This window comes from Halomonas sp. HK25, from assembly GCF_047795635.1.
Taxonomy (GTDB): domain Bacteria; phylum Pseudomonadota; class Gammaproteobacteria; order Pseudomonadales; family Halomonadaceae; genus Halomonas.
In genome coordinates this window covers 247,185-266,509 of the sequence record NZ_CP181044.1, presented here as the reverse complement: position 1 = coordinate 266,509, position 19,325 = coordinate 247,185, and the positions used below count along the sequence as shown (strand labels likewise).

Annotated in this window: 25 protein-coding genes; 23 read left to right on the top strand and 2 right to left on the bottom strand. The window is 65.0% G+C overall.

Annotation, left to right across the window (positions count from 1 at the left end; genetic code table 11):
* Positions 1-25 precede the first annotated feature (25 nt).
* The 12 genes from ACM26W_RS01330 to ACM26W_RS01275 all read left to right on the top strand — a co-directional run bounded on the left by ACM26W_RS01330 (position 26) and on the right by ACM26W_RS01275 (position 8,198).
* The gene (locus ACM26W_RS01330) at positions 26-370 is read left to right on the top strand and encodes a putative holin (RefSeq protein ID WP_416139081.1); all 345 of its coding nucleotides are present in this window, start codon (positions 26-28) and stop codon (positions 368-370) included.
* On the top strand, positions 367-639 hold the full coding sequence (locus ACM26W_RS01325) for a phage holin family protein (protein ID WP_416139080.1): 273 nt from the start codon (positions 367-369) through the stop codon (positions 637-639). The genes ACM26W_RS01330 and ACM26W_RS01325 overlap by 4 nt, the downstream gene beginning before the upstream one ends.
* On the top strand, positions 639-1,448 hold the full coding sequence (locus ACM26W_RS01320; RefSeq protein ID WP_416139079.1) for an N-acetylmuramidase domain-containing protein: 810 nt from the start codon (positions 639-641) through the stop codon (positions 1,446-1,448). The genes ACM26W_RS01325 and ACM26W_RS01320 overlap by 1 nt, the downstream gene beginning before the upstream one ends.
* A gap of 96 nt (positions 1,449-1,544) precedes the next feature.
* A complete protein-coding gene (locus ACM26W_RS01315; protein ID WP_416139078.1) occupies positions 1,545-1,916 on the top strand; it encodes a hypothetical protein in 372 nt (123 codons plus the stop codon).
* Positions 1,879-2,025, top strand: coding sequence for a hypothetical protein (locus tag ACM26W_RS01310; RefSeq protein WP_416139077.1), 147 nt, complete (start codon positions 1,879-1,881; stop codon positions 2,023-2,025). Before ACM26W_RS01315 ends, ACM26W_RS01310 begins: the two co-directional genes overlap by 38 nt.
* Positions 2,022-2,504: a phage tail protein gene (locus tag ACM26W_RS01305; protein ID WP_416139076.1), complete on the top strand. Its 483-nt coding sequence runs from the start codon at positions 2,022-2,024 to the stop codon at positions 2,502-2,504. The genes ACM26W_RS01310 and ACM26W_RS01305 overlap by 4 nt, the downstream gene beginning before the upstream one ends.
* Positions 2,501-2,959 carry a phage virion morphogenesis protein gene (locus ACM26W_RS01300; protein ID WP_416140790.1) on the top strand — a complete coding sequence of 153 codons (459 nt, stop codon included), beginning with the start codon at positions 2,501-2,503 and terminating at the stop codon, positions 2,957-2,959. Before ACM26W_RS01305 ends, ACM26W_RS01300 begins: the two co-directional genes overlap by 4 nt.
* Positions 2,960-3,073: 114 nt before the next feature.
* A complete protein-coding gene (locus ACM26W_RS01295) occupies positions 3,074-3,730 on the top strand; it encodes a phage baseplate assembly protein V (RefSeq protein WP_416139075.1) in 657 nt (218 codons plus the stop codon).
* Positions 3,730-4,068 carry a GPW/gp25 family protein gene (locus ACM26W_RS01290; protein ID WP_416139074.1) on the top strand — a complete coding sequence of 113 codons (339 nt, stop codon included), beginning with the start codon at positions 3,730-3,732 and terminating at the stop codon, positions 4,066-4,068. The genes ACM26W_RS01295 and ACM26W_RS01290 overlap by 1 nt, the downstream gene beginning before the upstream one ends.
* Positions 4,065-4,979 (top strand): baseplate J/gp47 family protein, encoded by a 915-nt coding sequence (locus tag ACM26W_RS01285; RefSeq protein ID WP_416139073.1) that lies wholly within the window; start codon positions 4,065-4,067, stop codon positions 4,977-4,979. Before ACM26W_RS01290 ends, ACM26W_RS01285 begins: the two co-directional genes overlap by 4 nt.
* Complete coding sequence (locus ACM26W_RS01280; protein WP_416139072.1) at positions 4,972-5,544, top strand: phage tail protein I; 573 nt, start codon at positions 4,972-4,974, stop codon at positions 5,542-5,544. Before ACM26W_RS01285 ends, ACM26W_RS01280 begins: the two co-directional genes overlap by 8 nt.
* A 14-nt stretch (positions 5,545-5,558) precedes the next feature.
* Positions 5,559-8,198, top strand: coding sequence for a hypothetical protein (locus tag ACM26W_RS01275; RefSeq protein ID WP_416139071.1), 2,640 nt, complete (start codon positions 5,559-5,561; stop codon positions 8,196-8,198).
* Positions 8,199-8,209: 11 nt separating this feature from the next.
* Here ACM26W_RS01275 and ACM26W_RS01270 read toward each other — a convergent pair whose 3' ends face one another.
* Positions 8,210-8,896, bottom strand: coding sequence for an SGNH/GDSL hydrolase family protein (locus ACM26W_RS01270; RefSeq protein ID WP_416139070.1), 687 nt, complete (start codon positions 8,894-8,896; stop codon positions 8,210-8,212).
* Positions 8,897-8,930: 34 nt separating this feature from the next.
* Between ACM26W_RS01270 and ACM26W_RS01265 the strand changes: the two genes are divergently transcribed.
* The 3 genes from ACM26W_RS01265 to ACM26W_RS01255 are packed head-to-tail and all read left to right on the top strand — an operon-like array spanning position 8,931 to position 11,268.
* Positions 8,931-10,466, top strand: coding sequence for a phage tail protein (locus ACM26W_RS01265; protein WP_416139069.1), 1,536 nt, complete (start codon positions 8,931-8,933; stop codon positions 10,464-10,466).
* Positions 10,467-10,480: 14 nt separating this feature from the next.
* On the top strand, positions 10,481-10,789 hold the full coding sequence (locus ACM26W_RS01260) for a hypothetical protein (RefSeq protein ID WP_416139068.1): 309 nt from the start codon (positions 10,481-10,483) through the stop codon (positions 10,787-10,789).
* Positions 10,786-11,268, top strand: a complete 483-nt coding sequence (locus tag ACM26W_RS01255; RefSeq protein ID WP_416139067.1) for a phage tail protein — start codon at positions 10,786-10,788, stop codon at positions 11,266-11,268. The genes ACM26W_RS01260 and ACM26W_RS01255 overlap by 4 nt, the downstream gene beginning before the upstream one ends.
* 139 nt (positions 11,269-11,407) lie before the next feature.
* On the opposite strand, the gene ACM26W_RS01250 is transcribed toward ACM26W_RS01255, so the two are convergent.
* Positions 11,408-11,962 (bottom strand): hypothetical protein, encoded by a 555-nt coding sequence (locus ACM26W_RS01250; RefSeq protein WP_416139066.1) that lies wholly within the window; start codon positions 11,960-11,962, stop codon positions 11,408-11,410.
* Positions 11,963-12,526: 564 nt separating this feature from the next.
* On the opposite strand from ACM26W_RS01250, the gene ACM26W_RS01245 reads away from it, so the two are divergent.
* The 8 genes from ACM26W_RS01245 (at position 12,527) to ACM26W_RS01210 (ending at position 19,296) form a co-directional block, all read left to right on the top strand.
* A complete protein-coding gene (locus tag ACM26W_RS01245) occupies positions 12,527-13,669 on the top strand; it encodes a phage tail sheath protein (protein WP_416140789.1) in 1,143 nt (380 codons plus the stop codon).
* A gap of 21 nt (positions 13,670-13,690) precedes the next feature.
* Positions 13,691-14,200, top strand: a complete 510-nt coding sequence (locus tag ACM26W_RS01240) for a phage major tail tube protein (protein ID WP_416139065.1) — start codon at positions 13,691-13,693, stop codon at positions 14,198-14,200.
* Between the two features lie 86 nt (positions 14,201-14,286).
* A complete protein-coding gene (locus ACM26W_RS01235) occupies positions 14,287-14,637 on the top strand; it encodes a phage tail assembly protein (RefSeq protein WP_416139064.1) in 351 nt (116 codons plus the stop codon).
* Between the two features lie 26 nt (positions 14,638-14,663).
* Entirely contained in the window at positions 14,664-14,792 is a 129-nt protein-coding gene (locus tag ACM26W_RS01230; protein ID WP_416139063.1) for a GpE family phage tail protein, read from the top strand.
* 12 nt (positions 14,793-14,804) lie between these two features.
* Positions 14,805-17,249, top strand: coding sequence for a hypothetical protein (locus ACM26W_RS01225; protein ID WP_416139061.1), 2,445 nt, complete (start codon positions 14,805-14,807; stop codon positions 17,247-17,249).
* An 11-nt stretch (positions 17,250-17,260) separates the two neighbouring features.
* A complete protein-coding gene (locus ACM26W_RS01220) occupies positions 17,261-17,704 on the top strand; it encodes a phage tail protein (protein WP_416139060.1) in 444 nt (147 codons plus the stop codon).
* On the top strand, positions 17,701-18,690 hold the full coding sequence (locus tag ACM26W_RS01215) for a phage late control D family protein (protein WP_416139059.1): 990 nt from the start codon (positions 17,701-17,703) through the stop codon (positions 18,688-18,690). Before ACM26W_RS01220 ends, ACM26W_RS01215 begins: the two co-directional genes overlap by 4 nt.
* A gap of 51 nt (positions 18,691-18,741) precedes the next feature.
* Positions 18,742-19,296 carry a hypothetical protein gene (locus ACM26W_RS01210; RefSeq protein WP_416139058.1) on the top strand — a complete coding sequence of 185 codons (555 nt, stop codon included), beginning with the start codon at positions 18,742-18,744 and terminating at the stop codon, positions 19,294-19,296.
* Positions 19,297-19,325 lie beyond the last annotated feature (29 nt).

Genomic DNA, 19,325 nt, shown 5'->3' with positions numbered 1-19,325 from the left:
GAAAAAAGCGAACGCAGAGGAACACATGGCAGAACCCAGCACCGTTACCGCCGCCGGTACCGCCAGTCTGACCGCAGTCCTGGTCGGCATGCTGCCGGGCATCGATGCCAACGCCGTCATCGGCGCCTTCTGCGGTGCCAGCTTGTTCGTGATCAGCGCCAAGGATCTCGGGCTTTTCGAGCGGCTCGCCTATCTGCTGATCAGCTTCCTGATCGGCTACCTGGGCGGGCCCGCCATCCTGGGCGGCGCTCTCGATCACTCCGCCGTGTCGGCCTTCACCGCCGCGGCGGTCACCGTTACTGCCGGGCTACGGGCCATCGAGGGCGTCAAGACCGTCGATCTGAAAGCCTGGTTCGGAGGGAAAAAGTGAACGTCCCCGCCCTACTCGCCGTGATCGCCGCTGTGGTGATCATCATCCGCATCATCACCTTCCGCCGCCGAGGCCGGCGCTACCGCCCCGGTATCGCCGTCGTCGCCTGGCTGCTGGTCGCCATCAACACCTGGCTCGCAGTGCGCATCCTGTTTACCGGCCACCTCGACGCCTGGTGGATCGCCCTGCTGCTCGCCGTTATCGCCGCCAGCCTGCTGCGCGCCGGCGGCAACCTCGCTCACCTTCTACGCCCGCCCTGGAGATACTGATGCTGCGCTACGGAACCACCGGCCCCGCCGTCGAACGCCTGCAACGCGACCTCAATCGCCACCGCCACGATCTGGAGCCGGATGGCGTATTCGGACCCGCCACCGAAGCCGCCGTGCGCACCTTCCAGCGGAAAAGCGATCTGGTCATCGACGGCCTTGCAGGACCCAAGACTCAGCGTGCCCTGCAGCTGGGCCGCGACCCGAAAGCCTTGCGGCAGATCGACCTGGTCGGCGCAGCCAATACCCTCGAGGTCGAGCTCGCCGCCATCATGGCCATCAATGAAGTGGAATCCCGTGGCGCGGGCTTCCATCACGGTGGTCAAGCCGACGGCGAGCCGGTAACCCTCTTCGAGCGCCACATCATGCGCCGTCGCCTGATCCACTACGGCATCAATCCGGAACCCTACCAGCGCAACCGACCCAACCTCGTCAACGTCTCGCCCGGCGGCTATGTCGGCGGTGCTCGTGAATACTTGCGCCTCAGTGCAGCGTGCGAGATCCACGGTGAGAGCGCCCTCGAGTCGGCAAGTTGGGGGCTCTTCCAGATCATGGGCTTTCACTGGCGAGGACTCGGCTACGCCAGCGTCGGCCACTTCGCCGAGGCCATGCGGGCCAGCGAAGGTCGACAGCTCGAAGCATTTGTCCGCTTCATCGAAGGCGACCGGGCGCTGCATGCCGCCCTGGCACGACTCGACTGGCGCGACTTCGCCCGCCGCTACAACGGACCAGACTTTGAGCGCAACGACTACGACACCAAGCTCGCCGCCGCCTACCGGCGCCATAGCCACGCCCTGGAGCAAGCGGCGTGAGAGTGGCCATCCTGCAAGCCGCCCTAGCCGGGATTTGCCTGTCAGGAGGATCGGCCGGCCTTTCCCTGTCAACAGAACCGGAGTGGTGCACGATCCATGAGCAGATACCGACTAGCGATTGGCGCAACCCTGCTGGCCCTGTGCCTCGCCGCCGGCTGGGTGGCCCGTGGCTGGTACGAGGACGCCCAGCGCCTGACCGCCGAGCGGGCTACCCAGCAAGCCATCGACGCCGCCATGGCCCGAGAGTCCGAGATAGCCGCTGTCGTCGAGCAGCGCCTGGCCGAGCTCCAGGCCAACGAGCGCGTCATTGATCGAGGGATCATCCGTGAGATCGAAAAGCCTATCTATCGCCGCGTGTGTCTTGAGCCTGACGCTATCCGCTTGCTCAACCACGCCGCCGCCGGCACCCAGCCCGATACAGCAGAGCCTGATGCAAGCCTGCCCGAACGCACTGCCGGCGCTGACTGACGGTACCGGCCGCGATGTCGCCCTGACCATGGCCGCCTGGGCCAGCGAGTATCACCGCTGCGCCACGCGCCACAACGGCCTGATCGAGGCCCTGGAAGACGGACCATGAAAAAGCTCACATCGCTGCGCGCCTACCTGCTAGAGCGCATCCCCGATCTGAAGCGCAACCCTGATCGACTCCTGACGTTCATCGAGGACGGCCGCATCGAGTTTCACCGCGGCGCCCACCTTTCGCACGAATACCGGGTACCCGTGCGCATAGTGCTCACCGATCACAGCGGCGAGCTCGATACCGTGATGATCCCGCTGCTGCAGTGGCTGAGCCGCTACCAGCCGGACCTCGACCCCACCGAGGCCGTCAGCTTCCAGGCCGAGCTGCTGCACAACCGCGCCTGGGATCTCGCCATCGACGTCACCCTCACCGAGCGCGTTGTCGCCCTCGTCGATTGCGACGCCGGTACCATCCACGTCGACCACCGCATGCCCGAGTTCCCCCTCGACCCTTGCGCCGCCGACGACTGGCAGCTCTACATCCGCGACGCCGAGGCCGAAGACGGATACACCCTGGAAGCCGAGTGGCAGCAATGACCGACGACCTCGACGCCATGGAAAGCTGGGCCGCCCCGCTGCTCGAGCGCCTGCAGCCCGCCGAGCGCCGCAAGCTCGCCCGCGACATCGCCCGCGCGCTGCGCAAGAACCAGGCCGGGCGCATCAAGGCCCAGAAGAACCCCGACGGCAGCCCGTTCGAGCCCCGCAAGCCCCAAGCCCGCGCCCAGGGCGGAGGCATTCGCCGCAGCGCCATGTTCACCGGTATTCGTAAAGCCAAGTACCTCAAGGGCCAGGCGCGAGGCGACGACGCCCGGGTCGGCTTCTTCGGGCGCGTCTCGCGTATCGCCCGCGTCCACCAGCAGGGCTTGCGCGACAACGTCGATAGCAACGGGCCCTGGCACGACTACCCCGAGCGCCGCCTGATCGGCTACAGCGCCGCCGACCGCGCCCTGGTGCGCGACATGATCCTCGATCGCCTGGGCGAAGACCTCTAGCCCGCCCGACCACGCGCGGCCCTTTAGCCCGCCCGAACCCGCGGGCCGTTGTAGACGCCGCGCCCACAACGCCCCCCGCTACCGCCTCGCCGCTGACCGCCACAGCATGGCCGCATGAGCCTACGCCCCCTGCATAGCGCCGCCGAGCTGCTGCGCCTGATCCACAACCTAGTCCGCCTCGGCACCATCGCCGAGGTGGATCACACCGCCGCGCGCGTGCGCGTGGCCACCGGCGAGATCACTACCGGCTGGCTGCCCTGGGTGGAGGGCCGCGCCGGCACCATCCGCACCTGGAACCCGCCCACCCTCGGCGAGCAGGTCGTGGTATTTGCCCCTGGCGGCGACATGGTCGCCGGTGTGGTGCTCACCGGGCTGTATCGCACCGCTCACCCCGCGCCCAGCGACAGCGCCGACGTATGGCACGCCGTGATGCCCGACGGCGCGGTGCTCGAGTACGACCACGCCGCCAGCCACCTGCAGGCCACCCTGCCCGGCTCAGCCACGCTAGACGCCCAGGGCGACATCACCGTCACCACCCCGGCCGCGCTCAACGCCACCGCGGGCGGCGGCGCCACGCTCAACGCCGACACCGTGATCAACGGCAACCTCACGCTGAACGGCAACTTCAGCCAGCCCAGCGGGCAGACCGCCAACATGGACGGCGACGTCGCCTTCACCGGCGCTGTCACCAGCGATGGCAAGGACATCAGCTCAAGCCACCAGCACAGCGGCGTCGAGTCCGGACCCAGCAACACAGGAGAGGTAATCTGATGCCCGGCATGAACGCAGCGACCGGCCGCGCACTCGACGGCATCGACCACATCCGCCAGAGCGTGCGCGACATCCTCGCCACGCCCATCGGCACTCGCGTGATGCGCCGCGACTACGGCAGCCTGCTGCCCGAGCTGATCGACGCCCCGCTGAATGACGCCACCCTTCTGCAGGCCTACGCCGCCAGCGTGATGGCCCTGATCCGCTGGGAGCCGCGCATCCGCGTTACCGCCATCCGGCGTCGTGTCTCCACCATCCGGCCCGGCGCCGCGGTGCTAGAGATCGAAGGCCAGACAACCACCGGCGACCCGCTCACCCTGGAGGTGCCCGTCGCATGACCACCGCCATCGACCTTTCGCAGCTGCCATCTCCCCAGGTCATCGAGTCGCTGGACTACGAGACCCTGCTTGCCGAGCGTAAGGCCGAGCTGGTCGGCTTGCATCGTGCCGACGAGCAGGCCGACATCGCCCGCCTGCTCGAGATCGAGAGCGAGCCGTTGACCAAGCTGCTCGAGGAAAACACCTACCGAGAGCTGCTGCTGCGCCAACGCATCAACGAGGCCGCCCAGGCGGTGATGCTCGCTCATGCCCAGGGCGGCGACCTCGACAACCTCGGCGCCAACTACAACATCGAGCGCCTGATGATCGACGCCGGCGACTCCACCGCGGTGCCGCCGGTACCGCCGACCTACGAGTCGGATGCCGAGTTTCGCCGCCGCATCCAACTCTCGCCCGAGGGCTACACCACCGCCGGCAGCGAGCAAAGCTACATCTTCCACGCGCTCACCGCCGACCCCGACGTGCGCGATGCCAGCGCGGTCAGCCCTTCGCCTGGCGCAGTGACCGTCTACGTGCTCTCGCGCACCGGCAATGGGGCGGCGCCGATGGCCACCCTCGACGCCGTGGCCGCAGCGGTGAATGCCGAAAACATCCGCCCGATGACCGACAACGTCACCGTGCTGTCGGCGAGTATCGTCGACTACGCCATCACCGCTGAGATGACGCTACTCCCCGGCCCCGATGCCCAGGTGGTGCGCGACGCCGCCCAGGCCGCCGCCGAGGCTTACGTCATCGAGCAGCACGCCATGCGCCGCGACGTCACCCTCTCCGGCATCTACGCCGTGCTGCACCAGTCGGGCGTTCAGAACGTCAGCCTGCAAAGCCCCGCCGCCGACATCGTGATCGGCGACGGCGAGGCCAGCCACTGCACCGACATCACCATCACCGCGGCGAGCGATACCGATGTCTGAGCTGCTGCCGCCCAGCGCCACGCAACTCGAGCGGCTGGCCGCCACCGTCGGGGCCAAGGTCACCGACCTGCCGGTCATCCTGCGCGCCCTGTGGAACCCCGAAGATTGCCCGGCCGAGCTGCTGCCGTGGCTCGCCTGGGCCTGGTCGGTGGATAGCTGGAACGCCAAATGGAGCGACCGGCAGAAGCGCAACACCATCGCCGAGGCGCTCGAGGTCCAGCAGATCAAGGGCACCATCGGCGCCGTGCGCACCGCGCTCGGGGCGATCGGCATCGATGCCCGGGTGCAGGAGTGGCACCGCCAGACCCCCCAGGCCGAGCCGTACACCTTTCGCCTGTTGCTCGAGGCCGAGCAGACGCCGGTCGATCAGGCCGGCCTGGACGAGGTGCTGGCGATCATCGCGCGCACCAAGAACCTGCGCTCCCACCTCTCGAGGATCCTGGTCTCGGCCACCAGCCGCGCCCCCGTGCATGTCGCCACCGTCGCCAACCGCGGCGACGAGATCACCGTCACCCATTTCCAGCCGCGCCTGCTCGTCACCAACGAGCTGGCGATCGTCGTGTAAGGACCTGACCGCCCATGGAACTCAAGACCTACTTCGCCCAGGACCAGGAAGGCAAGATCCTGCCCGAGGCCTTCGTGTATGTGTATGAGCCCGGGACCACCACGCTGGCCAGCGGCCTGGTCGACAAGGCAGGCGCCACCCTGGAAAACCCCTTCCAGACCGATAGCAACGGCCTGATCCAGCTCGCCGCCCCCGACGGCGCCTATGACCTGCGCGTCGCCAAGACCGGCCTGGACTACACCCTGCGCGTGCAGTTCCTGGATGCCCGGGAAGCGGTCGACAGCATCGCCGCCTCCGCCGATCGCGCCGAGTCCGAGGCGGATAGAGCCGAACAAGCGGTAATCGACGGCACCGCGACAGCACAACAACTGGCCACCGCCCAAGCGGACCGATCAGAAAGTGAAGCAAACCGCGCCGAGTCCGCCCGCGACGCGGCGCAGCTCTCCGCCGGGGTCTATGCCGACACCGCCACCGGCCTCGCCGCGACTTCGGACGGTGATTATTTCAGTGTGCCGAGTAGCGAGACAAACGAGTTCCTGATCCTGTACCGCAACAACGCGGGGGCTGCGGTGGAGGTAAACAAGTACCCCAGCAGTCGACTGGTGAGCGCCCTTAATTACGGCCATTTCGGTGGTGGCGTGTTTGCCACTAACGGGTTTGTCGATGATAAGGGTGAGGTCCCCGGCTCCTCTATATACTGGTTCTACACCGATTACCTCAAGGTCGAAGGAGCAACCAGCTATGTCGTGGCGGCTGCGGCCAACGCCAACGCCTATCATGCATGGTATGACGAGAATAAAGTCTTCATCTCTGCTTTCCGGGTGGGCGAAACAACAAGTCTGGAAATCGCAACGTTTACCTCTCCACCCGCCGCCAGATTTGTCCGCCTGAGTACCCGTGATACTCAAGTCGACAACTCATCCATTGTGGCAGCGGATGGTAACTACGACATCGAGAAGCTGCTCAAGGTATTGGCCGAGCACAACCCTGCGATACGTGCCGAGTCCGTGGCCTACGCCTCGGGAACGGTGGCAACACAGTTGGGGGCGATCCTAGAAAAGCAAAGCGCGATCCTGTCAGGGCAGAATCGGCTGGTTTCGCAGCTGGACCTGATGACCGATAAAGACGCATCTTTCTTCGTCAATAGCTGGGCGTTCACTAAGGCGATAAACACGCCGTCCGACGTTTCCCCCGTCACGATTGTCAGTCGTGACGATGACAGCACCTTCACGGTCGCAACGGGCGAGGGGACCCGTCTGCACCCGACCGGCAGTGTGGTGATCCGCGATGATGCCGCCGATGAGCATCTGTCCTACGCCATCATGGGCATCGACGGTGACACCATCAGCGTGGCGGGCACCCTGCCAGCGAGCATCAGTGTCGCGCAAACCATGCACGAAGCGCCGCAGGGGCAACACCTAAGCTCGCTTGGTTACAAGGGGCTCGCAGATCACCTGGCGTCGCGGGTGCAGAAGTATGCCTACAAGAAAGACAGCCTGCTGTTCGCGTACCACCCGCCGGTCTGCTCAAAGGACGACTTCAGCAACCCGAATATTCTCAACTACGACGCCAGCGAACTGCTGATTCCCGTTACTCGCATCGGCGGCGCGGGCGCGGGGGGCTTCGTCGCCGGAACGACGGACCTTGTTCGGTTATGCGCCACAGACACTAGTGACGTGAATGCGACCGCGAACACGTCGGGGCGCTATCTGTCGCGGGGCTACACCATGCGCCAGAGCGCCGCAGGCGCGGGCATCGAGATGCGCTTCGCGGTTAACCAGGCCGACGGGTTCCTTGAAGCGCCGATCGCCGCGTTGTCGGAAACGTATACTAGCGATGCAGGGACGGCAGAGACGACGACGGGGCGGGTGCGCCTTGAAGTCCTGGGCGATGAGGGGCAGGTGTTCCACGATGCCACGTATTCGCCCGAGCTTATGCACTACGAGTACATCGAGTTCAGCGGCGCGGATGAGCTGATAATCCGCGTCACGCTGGCCGATGACACGCCGTCGTCAATCAACCTGGGCGGGCTGTACGCCTACCGCAAGTCGGCGGATACCTCAAAAGACGCTTTCTTCAAGAACGGCGATGTTGTGGCGTTTCTGGGCGATTCGTGGACCCAGTTCCCATTGCAAGAAGAGGGGGAGACGAAGCCTTTACGCCCTGACGGCACGACCGCCGAAGGCATGCAATATCTACCTGAGCGGCTGCGCGAGAATCTGTCCAATAACGGCATCGGCATCACCACGCTCAACTACGGGCGCGGTGGGCAAACCTCAGCCTGGGGGCTCTATTGGGTCGACGCGGTAATCAGCGCATCGCCTCGGCCAACTCACTGCGTGGTGCTGTTCGGTATCAATGACAACAACTCCATTGATGAGTACGAATCGGGCGGAGGCTACTATTTTGACCCTGACGACATGTGGGGCGGAAAACCCCCAGAGGAAGGGGGGATCAGCGGGGCGACGAATACCGATATTTGGTTCAGCAATCTGCAAGCGATCTGTGAGCGGCTTTCCACGTCAGGCATTAAGCCTATCGTCATGATGCCCGCACATACCGCATCCGCCAGCCAGGCACAGAGTATTCAGCAACGGCAGCTCAATAAAATCGCTGCCGGATTCAGTGACATCAACGCGCCGAGGGAAGGCTAATGTCCACTTTCCTATTTAGAAGGGCTTTCTTTGGCGTTGCTCAAGAGGTTTACCCACACCTGATAACCCTCATTAGATGGATGCACGCCGTCGAGCATGGTACCGGTCGCCGGGTTTCCATTTTCGTTGGAAAGAGGCCCGAAAGTGTCAACATACACACAGCGATCACGATCATCACAAAGCCTCTTAATTATATTGTTAGTCCTTTGAATGGATCCGGACCTATTCGCCACTGGCATAAGCGCAGACCAAATCAAGGGGACATCCTTTGGAAGCAGATGAAGTATTTCTTTATACCGGGCTTCAAGTACGTCTTCTTTGCCAAGAAAAATGTCATTAACACCGATCATAAGGTAAATGGCCCCCGCGTCGTGGATAGAGGAATATCCGGGGAGGGATTGAATAAGCTGAGTGGTAGTCTGCTGACCTATACCGAAATTAACACTCATAGGTTCTACCAAGCTGGTTACAAAGCCCTGAGTGATACTATCACCAAGAAATACAGCAGCACCTGGTGGAACGATGGGGTCTCTGCGCTCCTGAAATACCCGGTGTCTGAGTTCAATGTATGCTTGCGCTGGCTCAACAATGCCCGCTTTTGCCAGCACTCTGGGAATGGCATCCGTTTTGATCAGCAAGACTGCGATCGCCAAATGAACAAAGAACAGATAAACGCCAAATATAACCTTCTTTTTCATTGTATCCCCCCTCGATATTAATAATGGAGTCGTGATGACATTCAAAACGATCCACACATCCTATGGCCTGACCAGGCTGGCAGAGGCGGAGTCTACAGGAACCCCGATCAACCTGCCCGAGATGGCGGTCGGCGACGGCAACGGCAACCCCGCCGATCCGGACCCGACCCAGACCGACCTGGTGCGCGAGCGTTTCCGCGCGCCGGTCAATCGGGTGTATCAGGACCCGGCCGATGCCACGCGGTTTACTGCCGAGCTGGTCATCCCGGCCAGCGAAGGCGGCTTCGTGCTGCGCGAGGTCGGCGTCTATGACGACCAGGGCGGGCTCTTCGTGGTCGGCAACCTGCCCGACACCTACAAGCCCAGCGACGGCGAGGGCGCCTTCGCCGATACCGTGGTGCGCGTCGAGTTCCGGGTGTCGAATGCCGACGTGGTCACCCTGCAGGTCGATCCCAACGTCGCCGTGGCGACCCAGACCTGGATCAGTAACAACATCACCGCCGGCAGCCTGATCCCCGGCGGTACCACCGGGCAGCAGCTGGTCAAGAAGAGCAACACCGACGGCGACGTCGAGTGGTCGGACCCCGACGTGGTCAACGTCACCGTCGACATCATCGACGAACGCCAGACCCTCGCCGACGGCCAGACGGTGATGGATCTCGCCACTACCACGACCTATGGCCTGGCGGTGTACATCGAGGGCGTGCGCCTGCTTCGGGGCAGCGGGGCCGATGAGTGGCAACCTGACCCGACGCTCGAGACGCGCTTTACCTTGGGCCGCAGCTACCCGTCGGGTACCGAGCTCTATGCCGTGCAGAACGAGCCCTCGGGCTCGGCCCCCGCGCCCCTGGAGAAGAGCAAGAACCTCAGTGATGTGCCGGACCAGGCGCTGGGCCGCAACAACCTGGACGTGCACAGCAAGGCCCAGTCCAACGCCAGCGGCCAGCCCGGCGACATCAAGTACACCGCGCGCGCCACTGCTCCCACCGGCTGGATGAAAGCCAACGGCGCCGCCGTCTCGCGCAGTACCTATTCCGAGCTGTTCGCCGTGCTCGGCACCCAGTACGGCGACGGCGACGGCTTCGATACCTTCAACCTGCCCGACCTACGCGGTGAGTTCCTGCGCGGCTGGGACGACGGCCGCGGCGTGGATGGCGGCCGCGCACTCGGCTCCAACCAGAATGACGAGAACAAGCGCCACGGCCACGGAGCCTCGAGCGACACCGCTGGCAGCCACAGCCACACCGGTAGCGCCAACAACAACGGCGCCCACAATCACTCGGCCAGCTCGAGCTGGGAGGGTAACCACCGGCACAGCCAGCTAGGAAATGGCACAGGCCGAGGGGGCGTAGGGCAGAACAATAAAGACATGGTGCTTTATGAAACGGGCAATACCGGTTACGCCGGTGGCCACCGTCACTCGATCTCGATCGGCAACGCCGGCAACCACGGCCACAGCCTGAGCATCAACAGCAACGGCAACCACCAGCACGCCATCACCGTCAACGAGGCCGGCGGCAGCGAATCACGCCCGCGCAACGTCGCCATGCTCGCCTGCATCAAGTACTGAAAAGGCCCGACCCGATGAGCGACAACAGCAAGACCGTTTTCCAGTACGACATCGCCGGCCTCTACCAGGGCATGACCCAGGCCGACGAGTCGCCTCTCGAGCCCGACGTCTACCACCTGCCCGGTCGCACCACCGAGACGCCACCGCCTGATGAGTGGCCCGAGCACCAGTGGCCGCGCTGGAATGGCGGCGCCTGGCAGCTCGTCAACCGCTCCCGACCACCCGCGGCCGCGCCAGAGGACGATCCTGAAGCGAAGCTGCGCCGCTTCCTGGAAGATAACCCCGACGTCGTCGATTTGATCAGCCAAGGAGAGTCCGCATGAGCCGCGTGCTGCAACTCTGGGAAGGCATGACCGGCACCGTGCTGCCCTATGCCCTTTCCACCGCCCCCGCCGGCTGGCGGCTGTGCAACGGCGCGGCACTCACCAGCGGCAGCGCCGACCGCCTGCGCCAGGCCCTGCTCGACGCCGGCAGCCCCTACGGCGACGACGGCAGCGGCAACCCCCTGCTGCCCGACCTGCGCGGCCGCCACCCCCTGGGCGCCGGCAGCGGGCCGAGCCTCACCCCCCGCGCCCTGGGCGAGACCGGCGGCGCGGAGGAAGTCGCCCTCGCCTTCGAGGAGATGCCCGAGCACGAGCACACGCTGGACACCGCCACCAGCGGCACCACCGGTAGCGACGGGGACGCCCTGGCCGACACCGGCACCGGCACCGCCACCGTGCAAAGCGGCACCGCCGGCGGTGGCCAGGCGCACAACAATATGGCCCCGTTCCTAGCAATGAACGCCATTATCAAGACGTAATGGGGACCCGCAGCCCTGCTGAACCGCCAACAGCTCTGGATCGAGTCGGCAAGTCCATCCAGGAAGCACAACGCCCGTCAAATGGCGGGCGATTGTTGGTCAGTGGCCTATAGACCAAGATTCTCCAAACAGCCCTTTACTACTGGTCAGCCAACTGATCAGCAAAGGGAAACGCATCAGACTTCAATGCCTCTGACCAGAAATGATAAGCCGCATGTAGGATATTAACATGTTCACGCTGTGGAATACTTGGACCAACGTAATAATCCTGATTTTCAAAGTCAAAGCTCAATGTTGGCCCTAGTAAATGCCTAGCATTGGGCTTTGACACCGGACCATCTCTACCTTCATTAAATCCTCTAACACAGTGCTTATAGGCATTCACGATCTCCCTCAGGCTAGCTAGCTCACCCGGAACCTGAGACGCACGCTTTGGAAAATCACTCGCTTTGTTAACTAATTCAAAGCTTTTTACTTCATCGGGAAAGGAGTGAGCAACATAATCAATAGCATTATTGAGTGACTCTGCGGCATTGAAGAAGAGCCTTATTCTCATAATCGCCGCCTCACCAAACATTTCCGAGTTGTCCTTGCTGAAGAACGCGACTTCATACTCAAAGAAACGTTGGCAATTTGGGATAGCGATCCCTCGAAGGTAGAAACGATAGTTACTGAACACATCCCAATGCTTCAAACCTAATCTCCTAAATATCAACAACAACGGCAACTCACAATACCAAACCAGAGTAGCCCTTCGCGTGATCTGACATCGAGGCATTGTAGACCCACCATCCACAACGCCCAACGCTAGAGACCCTGCTCCGCGCGCGCAAGCATGGCAGCACGTCATGCATCGACCTCGATCACCCTGCAGGAGCACCCCATGTCCCAGGACTACCACCACGGCATCCGTGTCGTCGAAATCAACGAGGGCACCCGGCCCATCCGCACCGTGGCAACCGCGGTCATCGGCCTTGTGGCCACCGCTCCGCTAGCCGCCGCCGGCGTCGCCGCCTCGCTGATCATCGACCCGGCTGCCGCCAACTCCGCCGTCACCTACACCGCCGCCAGCCCCGGCACCGACGGCAACGCCATTCGCGTGCGCTACCGCGACCCGGGCACCAACGACGCCGCCCTGGCGGTCACCGTCTCCGGCAACGACATCACCGTGGATCTCGCCACCGACATCGAAGGCGTCATCACCTCGACCGCAAGCGAGATCGTCACCGAGATCAACGCCAGCGCTGAAGCCAACGCCCTGGTCACCGCCGTCGAGGCAGAGAGTTCCAGCGGTGCCGGCGTGGTCTCCGCCACCGGCTACCAGGGCCTCACCGGCGGCGAGGACGAACCCTTCCCGCTGGATACTCCGGTGTTGCTCACCGATCTGCTGGGCGCCCAGGGCGACGCCGGCAGCGAGGGAACCCTGGCCCGCGCCCTGGACGCCATCGCCGACCAGGCCAAGACCCTGGTGGTCGTGGTGCGCGTCGCCGAGGGCGAGACGGACGAAGAAACCAAGTCCAACGTCATCGGCGGTGTCGATGCCAACGGCAAGAAGCTGGGCATGCAGGCCCTGCTCGCCGCCGAGCAGAAGCTCGGCGTCAAGCCGCGCATCCTCGGCGCGCCCGATCTCGACGACGCCGACGTTAACGCCGAGATGATCGGCATCGCCCAGAAACTGCGCGCATTCGTCTACGCCTCCGCCGGCGACTCCGCCACCATCGAAGAAGCGGCCATGTACCGCGAGAACTTCGGCGCCCGCGAGGTCATGGTCATCTGGCCCAAGTTCACCGGCTGGGACACCGCGACCAATTCCACCCGCACCCTCTCCGCCGTGGCCCGCGCGATGGGCATGCGCGCCAAGCTGGATAACGAGATCGGCTGGCACAAAACGCTCTCCAATAAGCCCGTCAACGGCGTCACCGGCATCAACGCCGATGTGTTCTGGGATCTCCAGGACCCCAACACCGACGCGGGCTATCTCAACAGCCACGAGGTCACCACCCTCATCCAGCGCGGCGGCTTCCGCTTCTGGGGCTCGCGCACCTGCTCCATCGACCCGCTGTTCGCCTTCGAGAACTACACCCGCACCGCCCAGATCATCGCCGACACCATCGCCGAGGCGCACCTCTGGGCCGTCGACCTGCCTATGCACCCCAGCCTGGTCAAGGACATCATCGAGGGCATCAACGCCAAGTTCCGCGAGTGGACCCGCCAGGGCTACCTGCTGGGCGGCAGCGCCTGGTTCGATGCCGAGCTCAACACCCCCGAGGTGCTCAAGGCCGGCAAGCTCTACATCGACTACGACTACACCCCCGTGCCGCCGCTCGAGAACCTGATGTTCCAGCAGCGCATCACCGACCGCTACCTCGTCGACTTCGCCGAGCGCGTCGCCGCCGCCTGAACCGGATAGGAGAAACGCACCATGGCACTTCCCCGCAAGCTGAAAGACTTCAACCTGTTCGGCGACGGCAACAACTGGCAGGGCCAGATTCCCACTCTCACCCTGCCCGAACTCGCCCGCGCCGTGGAGGAATACCGCGGCGGCGGCATGGACGGCAGCGTCGAACTCGACATGGGCCAGGAGCTCATCGAGTTCAGCTGGAGCGCTGGCGGCATCATCGCCGAGATCTTCACCGAGTACGGCACGCCGATCCACGACGCCAACCTGCTGCGATTCGCCGGCAGCTACGAGAGTGACGAGACCGGCCAGGTCGTGCCCGTCGAAGTCACCGTGCGCGGCCGCCACAAGACCATCGCCATGGGCGAAGTCACCGGCGGCGACAGCAACAGCATCGAAGTCACCACCACCTGCACGTACTACAAGCTGGTGGTCGACGGCGAAACGCTGATCGAGATCGACATCCCCGGCAACGTCTTCATCGTCCGCGGCGTCGATCGCCGCGCCGAGCGTCGCCAGGCGCTGGGTCTGTAAGGGCGCGCCTGTAAATGAAAATAAACCGAGACCCATCACAGCGGCCCCGATCGGGGCCGCCTTCCCCTACCAGGAGAAACACCCCCATGACCGAACACGCCACCGACACCGCCAACGAGACCCAGGTCGCCCCACTGCCCAGCGTGCCTACCGAAACCGTCGAGCTCGACACGCCCCTGCAGCGCGGCAAGCAAACCGTCACCGAGATCCACGTCCGCAAGCCCAAAAGCGGCGCCCTGCGCGGCGTCTCGCTGGCCGACGTGGTGCAGCTGGACGTCCAGGCGCTGACCAAAGTGCTGCCGCGCATCACCGAGCCCGCGCTCACCGAGGCCGAGCTACGCGACATGGACCCCGCCGACCTGTTCCAGCTCGGCAATGTGGTGGCCAATTTTTTGCTACCCCGGCGGCTGAAGGCCGAGGCAGCAGCCGAGAGCTAAGCCTGCCCAACTGCGTAGAGGATGCCATGGCGGATCTCGCCATGGTGTTCCACTGGGGCCCCGCCGAGATGGACCCCATGCCCCTCGAGGAGCTCGCCGACTGGCGAGAACGCGCCCGCCAGCGTAACGAACCGCCCCGCAAACAGGGCCGCTAACCAGGAGCCGGCATGGCCAAGGATCTGAATCTCTCCGTCACCCTCAAGGCCATCAACAAGGCCACCGGCCCCCTGAAGAAGATCCTGCAGGGTAGCCGCGGCGTCGGCCGCGCCATGAAAGAAACCCGCGGCGAGCTCAAGGACTTCAACGACCAGCAGAAGCGCATCAGTGCCTTCCGCGACATGACGCGCCAGAGCCACGAGACCAGAAACGCCCTCAAGGAGAAGCGTGCCGAGCTCGACCGTGTCAGCCAGGAGCTTAAGAACGCCACCGGCCCCACCAAACGCCTGACCAACCAGCAGGCCAAGGCCCAGGCCGCCGTCGACAAGCTGAACCACGAATACCGCGACCAGCGCGACCGCGTGCGCGAGCTCTCGCGCAACCTGCCCAAGGCCGAGGAAGGCACCCGCGGCCTCACCGCTCAGCAGGACGCCCTCGAGCGCAAGATCCGCGCCACCAACGAGCGCCTGCACAGTCAGCGTGATGCCCTGCAGCGTCTGAGCGATGCCGATGTCTCGGGGCGTTTCCGCAACATGACCGGCGAGGTAGGGCGTCTCGCACGCCGTACCGCCATGGTGGGCACACTCGCCGCCGGCAGCATCTTCGGGCTTGCCAACTCCACCGCCGACCTGGGCGACGATGTCGGCAAGACCGCCGCCAAGCTGGGCCTGACCAACGCCGAGCTGCAGGAATTCCGCTATGCCGGCGAACGCTCGGGCGTGGCCACCACCGCCATGGATTCCAGTCTGCTCGCCTTCACCAAGCGCCTGGGCGAAGCCGCCGACGGGACCGGCGCCGCCGTGAAGGGCTACGAGGCCTTGGGGCTGAATGCCGAGAAGTTGGCCGACATGCCGGTCGCCGAGGCCATGCGCGAGGTCGCCGACCGCATGGCCAAGATGGAAAACCCCACCCGGCGCAACGCCGTCGCCGCCCAGCTCTACTCGCGCGCCGGGGTCGGGCTGGTCAACGTGCTCAAGGACGGCAGCGCCGGCCTGGACGAGTACAACCGCGCCGCCCGCCAGACCGGCTACATGCTCGGCGACGAGGCCACCGCCGGCAGCGAAGACTTCAAGGACGCCCTGCTCGACACCCAGCTCAGCCTGAAAGGCGTCAAGAACACCATCGGCGCCGAGCTGATGCCCGCCGTCGCCGAGATGATGCGCGACCTCTCCGGCTGGCTGGGCGATAACCGCGACCAGGTCAAGGCGTTCGCCAAGGCGTTCGGCCAGAACCTCAAGGATGCGGTGCCGATCATCACCGATCTCGCCAAGGGCACCGCCCGGCTGGCCACCGGCATCGGCGAGGTCGTCTCCAAGCTCGCCGGCATGGTCGGCGGCTACGAGAACCTGGCGATGATCGCCGGCGGCCTGTTCGCCAGTAAGGCCGTTCTCAGCGTGATCGGCTTCGGGGCCAGCCTCGTCAAGGCCGGCGCCGCCATGGTCGCCTTCGCCAAGACGCTGCCCATCGTCGCCACTGGCGTGAAGGCGCTATCGGTCGCGCTCGCCGCCACGCCCATCGGCTGGATCATCGGCGGCCTCACTGCCATCGCCCTGGCTGCCACTTACCTGTGGAGCAACTGGGACTGGATCGGCCCTAAGTTCGCCGCCATGTGGCAGCGCGTGAAGAACAAGGCCGCCGTGGTCTGGGAATGGATGAAGTCAGCCCCGGCCAAGGCCGGCCAGGCCGTCGCCAAATGGTTCATGAACTGGACCCTGCCCGGCCTGCTGATTAAGCACTGGGACGCCATCAAGGCCAGCGGCGGCGAGCTGTGGCAGTGGTTCAAGGACGCCCCGCGCAACGCCATCGAGGCCGTCGGCAACATGATCGAGGACTGGGATCTCAAGGGTGCGATAAAAGCGAAGTGGGACGCCGCCCTCGACTACCTGAAGAGCCTACCCGGGCGCTTGAAGGCCGCCGGCATCGATGCCGCCAAAGGCCTCGGGGACGGCATCAAGAAAGGCGCCGGCAACGCCTGGGACGCCGTCTCAGGACTCGCCAACGGCACCGAGCACCGCGCCCGCTACGAGCTCGACACCCAGTCGCCCTCCAAGGTGTTTGCCAGCATCGGCAAGGACGTCACCGATGGCTTGGCCGTCGGCATCCGTAGAAACCAGAACGAACCCGCCCGCCAGGCCGGCGAGATGGCCAAGCGCCTGCGCAACGCCGGCGCCGGGCTTGCCCTGGGCGCCGCCAGCGTCGCCGGGCCGGCTGCTGCCGGGGGCGCCGATGCCACCCCCTTCGGCATGCCCAGCTTCGACGCCCGGCCGCCACTCACCGCACCCAGCGGGGGCGGGCTAACGCTCAACGGCGGCATCAACATCAACGTTCAGGCCACGCCCGGTATGGACGAGCAGGCCCTCGCCCGCTACGTCGGCGCCGAAGTCCAGCGCGCCCTGGCCAATGCCGAACGCGATGCCGACGCCCGCCGACGCAGCGCCTTCCACGACATTGATTAGGAGTCGAACTCATGATGATGGCCTACGGCATGTTCGTCTTCGCGCTGGGCACCGCGCCCTACCAGGAGCTGCAACGCCAGACCGCCTGGCGCCACGACGGCCAGGCCCGCGTCGGTCGCCGCCCGGTCCGCCAGTTTCTCGGCCCGGGTGATGACAGCATCACACTCACCGGCACCCTGGCGCCGCACTTCACCGGCGGCCAGCAGAACCTCGACCAGCTGCGCGCCATGGCCGACGAGGGCGCCGCCTGGCCGCTCATCGAAGGTAACGGTACGTTTTACGGGCTATACGTGATCGACTCGCTCAACGAAGCCAAGAGCCACCATATGCACGACGGCAGCGCCCAGCGCATCAGCTTCACCCTCAGCCTGCAGCGCGTGGACGACGACCGCGCCGACCTGCTCGGCAACCTCACCAACGCCCTGGCCCGCGCCGCCTCCGGGGTGCTGGCATGAGGCCCGCGCACCGGCCCAGCTACCGCCTAACACTGGCCGGCCAGGTGATCAGCCCCGAGCTCGAGGCCCGGCTGATGCGCCTGCGTCTCACCGATCGCCGTGGCCTCGAGGCCGACCAGCTCGACATCACCCTGAGCGACCACGACGGCCGCCTCGCCCTGCCCCGCCACGGCGCCGAGCTTACCCTCGCCCTGGGCTGGGCCGAGGCCGGCCTGGTCGATCGCGGCCGCTTCATTGTCGACGAGGTCGAGCACAGCGGGGCGCCGGACGTGCTGGTGATCCGCGCCCGAAGCGCTGACATGCGACAGCAGCTGCCCGGCAAGCGCTCGCAGAGCTGGCACGAAGTCACCCTCGGCGACATCGTCACCACCATCGCCGACCGCCACGACCTCACGCCCGCCATCGGCGCCCTCCTGGAAGGCGTCTACCTCGAGCACCTCGACCAGACCGACGAGAGCGACCTGCACTTTCTCACCCGCCTGGCCGACCAGCATGACGCCATCGCCACCATCAAGGCCGGCCGTCTGCTGTTCATGCCCGCCGGCCAGGGCAGCACCGCCAGCGGCCGCGCCATCGCCCCGGTTACCCTGCGCCGCGGGGTCGGCGACGAGCACCGCTACATCGAAGCCGACCGCGACGCCTACACCGGCGTGCTCGCCTACTGGCACGACCCCGACGCCGCCACCCGCGCCGAGGTCATCGCCGGCAGTGACGAGAACGTCAAACGCCTGCGCCACACCTACGCCACCCGCGACGACGCGGTGAGCGCCGCCAAGAGCGAATGGCAACGCATTCAGCGCGGCATCGCCGAAGCCTCGCTCACCCTCGCCGAAGGCCGCCCCGACCTCTACCCCGAAACGCCCGTCACGCTTGCCGGCTTCAAGGCCGAGCTCGACGCCAAGCCCTGGCTGATCACCAACGTCACCCACGAGCTCACCGACACCGCCTACACCAGCGGCGTGACGCTCGAACTTCAGGGTAGCTAGGCAGTTGAGGGGCTGGTGATATAAGGTCACCTCGGGAACAAGGAGGGGAAAATGCTCAAACCCAAGAGTGCAGTCGCAATTACCGCCATGGCCACCGCGTTGGCCGGGTGCGGCCCGTCGCTGGATCTGACGGCCGATCAGCAAGAGTTTGTCACCCTGGTCGAGGCCTCGATGGAGGCCTACGGGGATGCCGAGAACAGCATCCAGGAAGGCCGGGCCCGGGAGGAGAGGGCCGAAAGGCTATGCGCCCACTTCGCTGACGGCTTCGAGGTCCATGGCTGGCAAGGCGAGGTAGACGACATTCACAGCACCAACACCGGCCATGCTGGCATCGAGATCTTGATCGCCAAGAACCTGACACTGAAAACCGCCAGTAGCGCCATGACTCTCAGCAGCGCCAAGCAGCAGACGCTGATCGAGGAAGACAGCCCGCTATTCGAGACCGTCGCGAGCCTGGAGAACGGCGACACGGTGAGCTTCAGCGGTGCTTTCCTCGATGGCAGCGACAAGGATTGCCTAAAGGAAGAAAGCGTCACCCAGCGAGGCGGGATGACGATGCCAGAATTCCTCTTCCATGTGACCGACTTGGAGAAGGCAGGCGGATAGTTGCCTTTGAAGTAATAGCTAGAGAAGAG